This window comes from Natronorubrum sediminis, assembly GCF_900108095.1.
Classification (GTDB): domain Archaea; phylum Halobacteriota; class Halobacteria; order Halobacteriales; family Natrialbaceae; genus Natronorubrum; species Natronorubrum sediminis.
This window is the reverse complement of the sequence record NZ_FNWL01000002.1, coordinates 1,125,056-1,137,994: the sequence shown is the minus strand read 5'-3', so window position 1 is coordinate 1,137,994 and position 12,939 is coordinate 1,125,056. Positions and strand designations below refer to the sequence as shown.

Genomic DNA, 12,939 nt, shown 5'->3' with positions numbered 1-12,939 from the left:
ACCTATCGCTTGTGTCGATTGATTCGCTGTTCCTGCCAGTCGAGTTGGCGCTGTGAGAGGTCCGGAACCTCGTCGTCCTCGGCCAGTCGGACGCTACACAGCGTCACCTTCGACTCTTGCATCTGGGTCTCGCGATCGTACGCTGGGGCCGTCCCAGCGTTGATCGACTCGCCGATCACCAGCGGCTCGAGTCCCTCCATCTCGCCGCCGAACCGATCCGTCATCTTCTCGCCCTCGAGGATCCCACTCCAGTGGTACGGCGCGAAGGCGTGATCCGTTGCGACTCGTTCGGTTGGCCGCGCCTGCACGACCATCTCGGCGTGTGGCGTCTCGACGACGATCCACTCGCCCTCCTCGACGCCGTCGAGTTGCTCCTCGGCGACCTCCGGGTGGATCTCGAGGTACATCATCGGCGCGCGCGAGGCGGTTCCCTGCGTGCTCCGGGTGACTGCCCCGGCACCCTTGTGCTCGACCTGTCGTCCGGACGTGAGGACGAGGTCGTGGTCGTCGACGGCGTCGATGTTGTCTTGTTGAACCTGTGCGTTGTCGAGTTCGACGCGCCAGTGGTCTTCGGTTCGGTCGTTACACGGGTACTCGTCGACGAGATCCGGTCGTGGCGTGACCGCGGGTTCGCGGTGGACCGGAATCTCGTCGGTGAGGTTCCAGGCTTTCATCCGGGCTCGACCGCGACCCCACGGCGCGTCGGGCTGTGGGTTGTCGAACTCCTCGTAGCGCTCGAGGTCGACGTCGTAGCCTTCCTCGTCGAGTTGTTGGGCGACGTCCGCGACGGACGTCTCCTCGTCGAACGCGCCTTCGATCGGAATCGTTGCTTCCGATGGATTCTCGGGGTCCGGCAGTACCGTGGTGAAAAGCGGGTACTGTGGGACGCCCTCGAGTTCCTGATCGGACCACTCCGGCGTGAACGGATCGCGGAGGTGGTCTTCCGGCGGGATCTCCGGGTCGTCTTCGTCTACGGCGTCGTCCCACCAGTTGGATCGGAAGTCCATCCCACCGTCGGAGGGGTGTAGCGAGGAGTCGTAGAGAATCGGTGTTCCGGGGTGTTCGTCGTGCCAACACGGCCACGGCAGTCCGTAGACGTCGCCGTCCTGGACGCCGTCGACGTCGTCTTCGTCGACGTCGAGTTCGTCGAAATCGGCCCGCAGGTCTTCCGGATCGAAGAGGTCTGCATTCTGTTGGTGGGCCTTGAGACGTTCGGGCGTCTGGCCGATGTAGCCGACCGAACGGACGCCGAAGTTGATCTCGCGGGTAACGTCTTCGACCTCGTCGTAGTCGAAGTGTTCGCCGAAACCGAGGTGGTCGGCGAACTCACAGAGCAACTCCCAGTCGGCTTTGGAGTTGTGTCGGGGCTCGATCGCTTTCGAGCGCCACTGGAGTTGTCGTCCCGTGTTCACGACGCTGCCGGCTTCCTCGATGTTCGTCGCGGCCGGCAGCATGTAGACGTCCGTGTCGCTATCGGCGAGTTCGGCGACCTGGTTCGGGAAGACGTCGATGTTGACGATGAAGTCGAGTTCGTTGACGGCTTCTCTGACCTTCTTGTACTCCGTCAGGGAGGCGAGTCCGTGGCCCCAGAAGACGGCTGCCTGCAACGGATCGGGCTGGTAAATTTCCCACTCGTCGTCGAGGACGCCTTCGTACCAGCGGGCGACGGTGAAGCCGTTTTTCTCCATCAGCTCCGTATCGTGGTACCGATCTGCCAGTTCGTCGTACGTGAGGTCGCCCGAGGTGCTCTCCGTCTGGTCCCAGACGTTAGCCCAGTGCTCCCACGCCCCTTGGTCGAGTCCGTAGTACCCGGGCGTGTTCCCGGCGTCGACGCCGAGGTCGGTCGCACCCTGTACGTTGTCGTGGCCGCGGAAAATCGGCGTGCCACCCGCGGATTGTGCGGAGTGGCCCAGTGCGAGGTTCAACATCGCGTACGCTCGAACGTTGCCCGTCGCGTTGTTGTGCTGGGTGCCACCCATCGCCCACTCGACGCAACTCACGTCGGCGTCGGCGAGTTCCTCCGCGAGTTCCTCGAGGTCCGAGACTGGCGTTCCACAGATGTCGGAGACCGTCTCGAGGTCGTACTCCGGCAACACGTCGTCGCGGAACTCTTCCCACGTCTCGACCATGACGCGACTCTCGATGAACTCCTCGTCGTGTGCCTCGAGATTGTTGACGATGTGGTAGATGAGACCGTAGATGAACGCGACGTCGGTTCCCGAACGGAAGTGGAAGTAGTCGTCCGAGGCCGCCGCCGTCTTCGTGTATCGTGGCTCGGCGACGATGTGTTTCCCGCCGTTTTCCTGTGCGTCCTGGAAGTACTGCCAGGCGACGGGGTGGCTCTCGAGGGGATTGTGGCCGATGATCAGGTTGACATCGACGTTCGCCATATCGTTCGAGTTGTTCGTCATCGCACCGACGCCCCAGGTGTTCGCGATGCCCTCGACGGTCGTCGAGTGACAGATTCGCGCCTGATGGTCGATGTTGTTCGTGCCGTAGAGCGCCGAGAGCTTTCGGATGAGGTACGCCGCTTCGTTCGAATGTTTCGCGGAGCCGACCCACATCGTGCCGTGGGGACCGACGTCCTCTCGAATGTCGTTGAGGCGTTCGGTAATCTCCGGCAGAATCTCGTCCCAATCCATCTGCACCCACTCGCCGTCCTCGAGTTTCAGCGGCTCCTTCAGGCGCTGTTCGGAGTTGACGGACTGGGTTAGTGACGCCCCTTTCGAACAGAGACCGCCCTGATTGACCGGATTGTCGTCCCAGGTTTCCTGTCCGATGACGGCGTCGTCTTCGACGGCCATGTGTACACCACAGCCGACCGAACAGTGCGTACAGACCGTCTTCACCAGTTCGTCCGCTGCGTCTGGGTCGAGCGGTTCACCGTCTTCACTGTCTCGCTGCAACAGGGTTCGTCCCCCGACCGCCGCTGCAAGGCTTCCACCGACGCCGGCTTTAAGGAAGCCTCGCCGATCGAGGTCTAGTGATGCCCGTGACATAGGAACTCATACATGTGTATATAGTATAAAGACATCGGATGGGATCTACTACTATTGGTTACTCAACTAATGATGGCGCTTATTTTGATTATAGTTCCATACAATCTCGCCTATCTTTTGTAGACTTTTAGTCACTCGTCTGTGACACCGTGACATTTAATTTAGCTACACCGCCAACATCGTGTGATGCCCCGGCCAGATAGAATCCTGCGAGTCGATCTCTCGGCACCACGCGTGAGCAGCGACGCGATTCCCGAGCGATGGCTCGAGGAGTACGTCGGGGGCAAAGGAATCGGTGCGCGATACCTCTACGAGGAACTCGAGGCGGGGACCGATCCAGCCGGTCCGGAGAACGTCTTGTTGTTCATGCTCGGCCCGCTGACCGGATTCACGCCGGGCGAACAGCGGTACGCGGCGATCACGAAATCGCCGCTGACGGGGGCCTTTCTGGACTCCTACGGCGGCGGCACGTTCCCGGGCCGTCTCGCCGGGTCGCTCGAGAACCACCTCGGAATTCTCGTCACCGGCGAGGCCGACGAGCCAGTCGTCTTATCGGTCGCCGACGGCGACGCGACGCTCGAACCCGCAGCGGACGTGTGGGGACTCGACGCCGCTGAAACGGACGCGCAGTTTCCGGACGGTGCGCTCGCGTGCATCGGACCCGCGGGAGAACAGGGCGTTCAGTACGCAACGATCGCATCTGACGGGGGCGACCACCACGCGGGCCGTGGCGGCGCGGGCACCGTTATGGGCTCGAAGAACCTGAAAGCCGTGGTCGCCCACGACGACGCGCCCGACGGCTTAGACGCGCTGCGAAACCAATACGACGACGCGTTCGCCGAGAGCGACGCCGGACAGTGGCTCGCGGCGAGCGACACGCTCGAGACGGTCGACTTCGCCAACGAAGTGGGCGTGCTCCCGACTCGAGGCTGGCAGGAGGGGAGCTTCGAGGGAGCGGACGCCATCGGTATCGAACGAGCACGCGAGGCATCGACCGGGCGCGAGCGGCCGGACGACGCCGTGCCGGGCGGCTTCCGCGTCGACAGCGAGGAAGGCGAGAGCGTCCCCCGCGGGGCGACACCGATCGTCCTCGGCGCGGGGCTCGGAATCGACGATTTCGACGCCGTCGCGACCCTCGGCGCGATCTGCGATCATCTCGCCCTCGACGTGATCACCGCAGGCAACGCGGTCGCGTGGGCGGTCCGTGCCAGCGAGGAGGGGCTAATCGAACGCGACCTCTCCTTCGGCGACGAGCACGCCGCCCGCGAACTCATCGAGGAGATCGCCCATCGCTCGACTCCACTCGGTGACGCCCTCGCGGAAGGTGTCGACGGTGCGGTGGAGCGATTCGGCGGCGACGACTTGATCCCGACCGTGAAAGGGATGGAACTCTCTTCGTACGACCCGCGCAGCGCGGAGACGATGGCGCTCGCGTACGCGACGAGCGACCGCGGCGGCTGTCACCGACGCGCCCGCCCGGTCGAAATCGAACCGGTCTCCGGTTCCCAACGAAGCGTCCGAGACCGTGCAACCGCAGTCGTCGCCGAGCAAAACCACCGGGCGCTCCTCTGGAGTCTGATCGCGGACGACTTCCTCGAGGACGTGTTGCGCGTCGACGACGGCGCGGAGTGGCTCGAGGCCGTTGGGTACGACCTCGAGCCAGAGGAGCTCACGCAGGTCGGTGAACGCGTCTGGACGCTTGTCCGACTGTTCAACGTCCGCGAGGGCTTCACGCGAGGGGACGACGAACTCCCGTCGCCATTGACGGAACCGTTCGCGGACGACTCGAGTACGGACTCGGCCGTCGACCGCCCGTCGTTCGACGCGCTACTCGATCACTACTACGCACAGCGCGAGTGGGACCACCAGGGTCGCCCGACGCGAGATTTACTTCGCAGACTGGGCCTTGCGGACGTTCCCGACGAGGCGACGCCGATTCCCAGCGCGGCAGATTCACAACCCCAAGACGGAGGTACTCGACAATGACCGACAGCATCGACCTCGACGAGATGACAGTCGACGACTCGGCAGACGACCAAGAAAGCGACGCCAACTACGGCGACTGGCTCTGGCGTGGCGAAGGCGACCCGGAGGACGAACCGGAGCCACGCTGGACCAGCGCCGAGTCGTCGGCGACCGACGCTGGCGATGGGGACTCGAGCGAGGTACCGAAAGCGCCGGACGGTGACGAGATCCCAGCCAGCGACGAAGTCGGGGTGGCGAGTGGCGATTCACCAGCAAGCGCCGAAGCGAGCGCGGACGTTCACGATCCCGACGATTCGGATTCGGCCGTCGACGCCGACGGGTCCGATTCTGCTGTCGACGCTGACGATTCGGGCGACGACGAGTCCGCAGCTCCCAGGACGCCGAAAGTCCCCGGCGGGCCGTCTGGACCAGTCGGCGTTCCAGAATCCAAAGGTGGGTCCGGCGGTGGCTCCCCCTCCTCCTCGAGTAGTACATCCTCGAGTGCGAACGCGGACGAGCCGACGGCGACGGACTCGAGTGAGTCCTCACAGCGAACGACGAATCACGGCGAGGAGACCGAGGCGGACGACATGACGCTCGCGATGACCTACGAGGCGATCAACCGACTCGAGGACCCGCGCTTTTGTATCGCCGACGCCCGCAGTTGGTCCGACTGGATCGGCATCGTCGGCAAGGTCTCTACCCCGGCGATCCGGAAGTTCCAGCGCGATCACACTATCGAACTGGACTTCTTCGGCGGCTCGGAGAACGGCCCGGATCAGCGACTCGTCGATATCACCCCCGAGTCGATGTTCTACGCGGAGCGAATGGTCCTCGTCGGCACGGCCGGCGACGAGTGGATCGCGGAGGCCGCCGACTGGGAGTTCGTCCCGCTCGAGACGGCCGCCGAGAACGCTGACTGGGAGATCGAACACGCCGAATAACCCCTGTCACTGCGCGACTAGTCAAAGAATCTATATTTCTTGGTCGGCTACGATTTCGTATGCACCCACTGGTCGTTCCCATTCCCGGCGGGCCGGAACTTCTGGTCTTGCTCGGCATGGCACTCATCTACCTGGCGGTTCCGTTGCTGATCGTCGTCGCCGTCTACAACTTCCTGGACGCGAAACGGGGCTACGAGCGGCGAATCTCGGCGCTCGAGCGCCGCGTCGAGGAACTCGAGGACAAGTAACCCGTGAACTCGCGTCGCGTTCGAAGGAGAGACCGTACCAGTTCACCGTTGGGTTGCGTGCTCACTCACACCACTATCGCAAAAGCAAGAGTTACGTTCCGCTTTTCCGAAGACACGAACAGTACCAAATGGTGCGAAACCAGTATGACGTGATCGTTGTCGGGGGCGGGATAGCGGGCTGTTTTGCGGCGGCCACAGCGGCGGTCGAAGGGATCGACGTCGTTCAACTAGAACGCAAACCCCGCGAACAAGGCGGGTTCATCGCCTGTGGCGACGCGATCAAGAGTCCTCGAGATCCAGGCCACTACCCGGGGCCGATCGACATGGCCGCTATCGCTGACGACGAGTCAGTCCTCGTCGACAACAACATCGATCAGATCGAGTACTGGGACGAGGAACTCGGCGTGCGGAAAGTCTTGCCCTACGAGACGGGCAGTAACGTCGTCGACCGCTACGAGTTCGGGCAGCGACTCCTCGAGCAGGCCGCCGACCGAGGCGTGGAGCAACACTACGACACGGTGGTCAACGAAGTGACCCAGAACGGTCGCGTCACCGGCGTCAAGGCGATTCGCGACGGCGAGCCGGTGACCTACGAGTGTGACGTCTTGATCGACACCGCAGGCGCGCAGTCGATCCTCCAGGACATGGTCGATTTCGACGGACTCGACACGCCCGGTGAGCCGACGTTCGAGGTCCCACACTACACCCACTTCGGGTCGGCCTACCGCGAGATCATCGAGACCGAACAGCCAGTCGAGTATCACAACGCCATCGTCGGGAAGCCCTTAGAAGAGATGGGTTACATCTGGTACTTCCCCCGGACGCCGACGCAAATCAACGTCGGATTAGGGTTCCAGATGAACAAGAGCCCGATTCCGCTCGCCGACCGCTTGCGCCGCGACATCGAGAACCGTCCCGAGTACCAGGGTGCAACAGTCGCTGAGCGGTTCGGCAAAACGAACAAACTCGGCGCAGCGATTGCGCTCCGTCGGCCCCTAGATTCGATGGTCGCCCCTGGCTACTTGGCTGCGGGCGGTGCGGCGGGAACGACACACCCGATAACGGGCAAAGGTATTCGTGGAGCAGCGTACTCCGGCTACTCCGCCGGACGTGCCGCCGCCGAGGCTGTCGAAGACGGAGACGTCTCCGAAGCCGGACTCTGGGAGCACAACCGCTGGCTGTTCCGCGAGCACGGTGAAGCCGCGAAACTCGCATCGTGGGACGCCTACAACGTCGCCGCGAGTTCCATCGAGGTAAACCTCCTTCGGGCGCTCACTGCGTTGCTTCCCGAAAAAGAACTCCGAGAGATCGTCGGCACCTCGACGGAAGTTGATAGTCTCAAGAGCAAACTTCTCGTGGGAACCGGCGTCCTCAGAAACTTTGTTTCGGAGTACCGCAAGAACACCTTCGACGCACTCGACGTGAGCACGGGCGAACTACTCGAGGCCGTCCGCACCGTGCGGAAGACGCGCAACTACGTCTCCGCGTACGAACACCACTACGAGTCCTATCCGGAAGATCGTTCCACGTTCGAGGGGTGGCTCGCCGAGCGCAACCACATCGATCTGAAATTTTACGAGAGCCTCGGTCTCCCCTCGAGCGAGCACAAGTACTGAAACCCGACTGGGTCGAGTGGGTGATCGGGACACGCTGGCTCGAGGCAACTCGAGTTACGCTCGTCGTTTCGCTCGCGAGTATTGTTGTAGGGCTAACATAATTTGCGTAGCGCGGGTGTAGCGCCTTCGAGCGACGACCGCGAGAAACTCGAACGATACGTCCGATTCGACCCCGATCGTGGCAAATTCCTTTCGCCTGTCCGCCCGCTGAACCATCGATTGCACCGGCTGAAACCGTCGACCCGAAAAGCGGGAGTCGCGAACGACGGCGCTGATCGAAATCGGTGCTCGCTGCGTCTCGCGGCAGTTGTCCTCAGGCGAGTGAGGGTAATCGCTTCTGGAGTGGATATCGACCCCGACGTTCGCGGACCGTACTCCATTTCAGTGAGTCATATCCTCCGTGTTCGTCGATGAACAACTGAAGTAGCCAACCCTTTATTTCATCCTGTAGAAATATAACTTTATCATTCCCTGTCGGGTCGTTCATCATGGAATTCGATTCCACACCCAGTTCGAACGCACAGTCAGCAAGCGAAGCCGAATCGTCGGGCGAATCGATGCTCACCCGTCGCAACTTCGGAAAAGGTGCCGCAGTCGCCGCCGGTGTAAGCGGTGCAGGACTAGGCTATCTGTGGTGGGGTAGCCAGCCAGCGCTCGCCGTCGACAACCCTGAGGAGTGGATCGCTAACTCGGCAGAAATCACGACTGAAGACGGTACCGTCGACGCGGTTACGTTCGGTGACCCCGACGAAATCGAAGACAGCGAAGAACTCGAGGACGACGACAATCGCTTGATCGTCGAGTGGTCCGGATTTGACGACGACCGCGAACTGGATTTCGCTATTCTCCTCGCGGGCACGGACGGTGGAGACGGTGGTGACTGGACCGGCGGCGAGGAGCCAACCGAAACGACCGAGTCCGAAGAGGTAGCGGCCGGAACTGAGCAGGTCGAGGGAACGACCGGGTCCGAGGCCTTCACGTGGGAGGACGTGTTCGGCGAATCACAGCCGGTCTCCGTCGCCGACCACTCCGAAATCGATCTGACCGACTTCGAAGCGCCGGAAGATGGCGAGACGACCGTCCGTGAGCTAGAGGCTACTCTCGAGGTCGTCGTCCCAGAGCAGGGAGACTTGACCGTGACGGAGACGGCGACTGCCACGATTACCGTTACCAACGAGGAAGCCGACCTCGAGATCGGTGGGCAGGGAACGTTCGAAATCGAATCCGACGAAGAAGTCGTGGGCGGGGACTGAGAGAGCTCTTTGATTTGTCCCAATCACAACTGTCACACAGACGGACGTGACTCTCCTCGTAATTGGGGGCGAATCAGAGTCAGAATACGACGCCGATCTCGGTTTTCGCGTCGTCGCTGGTTTAGCGCTCGTGGAGCAAGTTCGCTCGACACTCCGGACAGTACTCGATAATGCTCCTGTCGGCCGTCGGCGAGAGTTCGGCGACGCGCTCGCCGATTCGATCTTCGATCGCGGCGACGGTCGCCTCGCTCGTGAACTCCCGACCACAGCCCGCACACGCCTGCATGGTCCCCTCGTGGACCTCAGTCCACGCGGGATCCACCTCGTCGTCCCTATTTTCGGGCAGGAGCGAGAGGTCGAGGCCCTCTTCGACCTCGATAACGCCTTCGACGCAGACCTCCTCGCAGAGTTCACAGTTGACACAGCGCTCGTGGTTGAACTCGAGGCCGTCGTCCGTCCGCCGAAGCGCGTCGGTCGGACAGTAGTTCGTACACGTCGGCGTGAGCGTACAGCCGTCGCCGACCTCGACGATGCCGAAGTCCTTCAGCCCGCGGATGACCGCTTGCTGTGGCTCCGCGTGCTCGAGGATCGCGCGGACGCTCTCGAGCGCCCAGCCGTGGTTGTCGAAGTCGGGATTCGGTCGCTCCGCGTCGATCTGGCCCGTCGCCTCGTGCTCGCCGGCAGGAACCGGCGACGCCTCGAGTTCGACCTCGGCGAACTCCGAGACCTCCTCGACGAAGGCGTCCGGGTCGGTCGGATCGGGGGCGAAGAACGAGACGCGCTCGCCCAGGCCGAGATCCGTCGTGGCCTGGTTTACTCGCTCGACGAGTTCGGCTTTCGGGTCCGGGCCGGAGTGCAGACAACTGCCGCCACAGCCGACGATGGCCACGCCGTCCGCGCCGGCGGCCAGCGCGTGGAGCACGTGCGCCTCGCCGACCGTGTCGGCGCAGTTGACCGAGACGGGGAGGATCGGCGGGTACTCGATATCTGCGCGTCCCGCCGCCGCCATCCGGCCGTACTCACGCAGTGCGTCGCCGGCTTGCTCCGAGCAGACGAACGCGACGATCGGTGTCTCGATGCTCGCACTCGAGCCCCCGAGGAGACCGCTGACGAAGCCGCCGTCGTCGTCCGAAGAGAGCAGCGCTTCGACCTCGCGGGCGATCCGCTCGTTGCTCGGTTCGTCGAGGCTGGTCGCCCCGGTCGGGCAGGCGCTGGTACAGGCACCGCAGTTCTGGCAGCTATCGAGGTGGAACTCGACCTCGTCGATCGCCGCGCGCTCGACTGCACCGTGTGGACAGGCCTCGACACACTCGTTACAGCCCATCTCGCCGGCGGTTCCCGACGCACAGACGTCCATCTCGAGGTCGAGGAAGTCCCGCACTTCGAACCCGCCGAGTAAGCGTTCGACCTCGTCGATCGTCGCCGCGTCGACTGTGGTATGAAAGCCCCGTTGCCCACCGATGGTGCCGTCGTCGCCGCCGGGATAGATCACCTGGTCGCACTCGAACGTCCGCTCGACGCCGCCCATCTCGATGGCGTCCGTCGGACAAACGTTCACCCACTCGCCCACCGGTGCATCCGGATCGATGTCGACTGGGTACCGCGTCACCATTCCGTCCGGCCCCTCGTGGACGCACTTCATACAGGAGATACAGTCGTCCGTCACTCGAGCACGGACGGTGATCTCGAACTCACTGTACGTGCCGTCGACGTCGACGACGCGCCCCCGCTCTACGTCGACGTTCTCGAGGTCCGCGTCGGTGCCGGCTAGCTCTTTGCCGTTCGCGAGCAAGGTCACGTCCGCGGAGTCAGCGATCGCCGCGGCCGCATCCGGGTCGCCCACGACGACGACGTCGTACTCCGCTCGGTGGATGCTCGAGCGCGGCAGCGACTCCGTCTGGCTGCCGGCCTGCGCCGCGTTCACGAGGCGTGCCGTTTTGGCCGTCGCGGTCTGTTCGTCGTGCACCCAGCCAGCCCCTTCACGCTGATCGACGAACTGGACGGATTCGGGGTAGAGGCCTTGATTCTCGGCTGCCGCCGTGATCTTCTCCTGGGCTTTCGCTTCCGGGCACGTGACGGTCATCTCGTCGAGTTCGTACTCGTCGATCACCGTCTCGAACGCGTCGAGTTTGTCCTGACAGAGCAAGCGCGAACTCGCCGCCACCTCGACGTCCTCGATCTGTTCGCGCGCCTCCTCGAGGTCGATATCACAGGTTCCAGCACAGGAACACACAAACGCACCCTTGTTCATTGCTCGCATATAAGGAAAAGGGGGTCTGTAAACCTGTCGTGATCACCAACTAACAGCTATACAACACTACGGCTAAAAGTCGATTGAACCCATCGAATTCTATGATAAAGATTGATTATCGTTATTATTGGAAGGTCGGACGATCTACCAGGCGGGAGTGTCGCCAAAGGGTTGCCACCGGCTGGACAGGGGTGGGTTACGTGATTAGCTCCGCCGTCTCAGCCGAGAGTTCGACGGAGACGTCTTGACGCGTCTGTTCGCTGATCTGATCGAGGTTGCGAGTCAGCACCTCGATGATGTCGTCGTGATCCGGGTAGACGAGGATGCTCTCGTCGTTGTCCTCGATTACCAGTTGCGTGTCCTGGAGCGTCACCGTGTCGTCTTGAATGCCCGCAACGATCACGTCCAGGGCTTCTGCACCACCCGCGTCCCCGGCTTCGACTTTCGTAATGTACACCGCATCGAGGCCGATGATATCTTTGTACTCACGAATTTGTTCGGCACAGGCGACCATGTCCTGCGTAATCGCCGTCTTTCGTTCGTTCCCGTGCTCGCCCGTATGGCACTGTTTGCACACCCGCAGTTCCATCTGCATACCCGTCCGTTACTATCGGACGGACATGACCATTACGGAGCGCAGCAAACGAACCGCTCCGTTCGCCAGCCCACTCACCTCCTATCGACTCGAGAGTGTACTACCCGAGAAATCGACGCTCACACACAATCACGAGTCTGTTGACGGGCTCGAGACGAGGACGCTACTGGAACGATCGTTCGAGCGGCCGCCACAGCCTATTCAGACGATGGCTACGACGGGTTCTTCTTCGAGGAGACACGTCAACACAACCTGGGACACGTCCCGTCGCTCGTGTACCTCGCCAGCAATCTCCCGTGCAGTGTCCTCGAGTGCCGAATCGTCGACCATGTTGATCACCGGAATCACCGTCGCTCCATCGGGAACGTCACAGAACCCGCCTCGATCGCTCGAGAGGACGGTCGCGACGTCCGTCGTCGAAATTTCCTCGCCTCGCTCGAGTCCCGTCACCCTCTCGACTCGCTCGGGTCGGTGAACGTGTTCGTCGTCCAGGGACTCGCCAACGATTTTCGCGCTCGCGATCGGAACGACGACATCGGCCGTCGCCGGGAGCTGTGGCTCGTCGTCCGCGGGTGCCTTGAACCATCTCGTTCGTGCCCCGTCGGCCTTGACGACGACGCTCACGTCGTCGTCTATCTCGGCGGCGAGTTCGTCGATCACTGCGGGTTCGTAGCCGCGATACCGATCGGAACGTTCCTGCGCTCGAACGAGTCCGATCGGCCACGCCGGGTTCGAATTCATTGCCTCCAGTGGCCGTTCGGCAACCCGAACTTCGCTGACGTGGTCTTCGAACGGCGGAATGCGAACCGTCGCAGTGACGATCGCTCGCTCGAGTCGATCGGCGAGTGCGTAGAGCGTCGACTTCTTTCCTCCAGCCCCGACGACACACGTCGTGTTCCCCTCGGCGTGTAGTGCCTCGACGAGAGTCATATACGAAGGTCGTGAGCGGCCGTCTTGAGTGTGTTCACTCGAATTCGAATCGGGTTCGTCTGATCGTCCGAGCCGACACAAAATCGACGAACCGGTTTACGATCCAACAAACGGCCAACCTTACCGATTTAGCGTGCG

Annotated in this window: 9 protein-coding genes; 5 read left to right on the top strand and 4 right to left on the bottom strand. The window is 62.5% G+C overall.

What is annotated here, in order from left to right; genetic code table 11:
* Positions 1-2 precede the first annotated feature (2 nt).
* Positions 3-2,999: a molybdopterin-dependent oxidoreductase gene (locus tag BLW62_RS12770; RefSeq protein ID WP_090507387.1), complete on the bottom strand. Its 2,997-nt coding sequence runs from the start codon at positions 2,997-2,999 to the stop codon at positions 3-5.
* A gap of 186 nt (positions 3,000-3,185) precedes the next feature.
* On the opposite strand from BLW62_RS12770, the gene BLW62_RS12765 reads away from it, so the two are divergent.
* The 5 genes from BLW62_RS12765 to BLW62_RS12745 all read left to right on the top strand — a co-directional run bounded on the left by BLW62_RS12765 (position 3,186) and on the right by BLW62_RS12745 (position 9,025).
* A complete protein-coding gene (locus BLW62_RS12765) occupies positions 3,186-4,985 on the top strand; it encodes an aldehyde ferredoxin oxidoreductase family protein (RefSeq protein WP_090507386.1) in 1,800 nt (599 codons plus the stop codon).
* Positions 4,982-5,908 (top strand): DUF7124 domain-containing protein, encoded by a 927-nt coding sequence (locus BLW62_RS12760; RefSeq protein WP_245726721.1) that lies wholly within the window; start codon positions 4,982-4,984, stop codon positions 5,906-5,908. Before BLW62_RS12765 ends, BLW62_RS12760 begins: the two co-directional genes overlap by 4 nt.
* A gap of 59 nt (positions 5,909-5,967) precedes the next feature.
* Positions 5,968-6,156: a hypothetical protein gene (locus tag BLW62_RS12755; protein WP_090507385.1), complete on the top strand. Its 189-nt coding sequence runs from the start codon at positions 5,968-5,970 to the stop codon at positions 6,154-6,156.
* Between the two features lie 128 nt (positions 6,157-6,284).
* Positions 6,285-7,772 carry a geranylgeranyl reductase family protein gene (locus tag BLW62_RS12750; RefSeq protein ID WP_090507384.1) on the top strand — a complete coding sequence of 496 codons (1,488 nt, stop codon included), beginning with the start codon at positions 6,285-6,287 and terminating at the stop codon, positions 7,770-7,772.
* 488 nt (positions 7,773-8,260) lie between these two features.
* Complete coding sequence (locus tag BLW62_RS12745) at positions 8,261-9,025, top strand: hypothetical protein (RefSeq protein ID WP_090507383.1); 765 nt, start codon at positions 8,261-8,263, stop codon at positions 9,023-9,025.
* A gap of 121 nt (positions 9,026-9,146) precedes the next feature.
* Here BLW62_RS12745 and BLW62_RS12740 read toward each other — a convergent pair whose 3' ends face one another.
* The 3 genes from BLW62_RS12740 to yqeC all read right to left on the bottom strand — a co-directional run bounded on the left by BLW62_RS12740 (position 9,147) and on the right by yqeC (position 12,801).
* Positions 9,147-11,276: a hydrogenase iron-sulfur subunit gene (locus BLW62_RS12740; RefSeq protein ID WP_090507382.1), complete on the bottom strand. Its 2,130-nt coding sequence runs from the start codon at positions 11,274-11,276 to the stop codon at positions 9,147-9,149.
* Positions 11,277-11,472: 196 nt separating this feature from the next.
* Complete coding sequence (locus BLW62_RS12735; RefSeq protein ID WP_076581238.1) at positions 11,473-11,871, bottom strand: hypothetical protein; 399 nt, start codon at positions 11,869-11,871, stop codon at positions 11,473-11,475.
* A 201-nt stretch (positions 11,872-12,072) separates the two neighbouring features.
* The gene (gene yqeC, locus BLW62_RS12730) at positions 12,073-12,801 is read right to left on the bottom strand and encodes a selenium cofactor biosynthesis protein YqeC (RefSeq protein ID WP_090507381.1); all 729 of its coding nucleotides are present in this window, start codon (positions 12,799-12,801) and stop codon (positions 12,073-12,075) included.
* Positions 12,802-12,939: the final 138 nt, after the last annotated feature.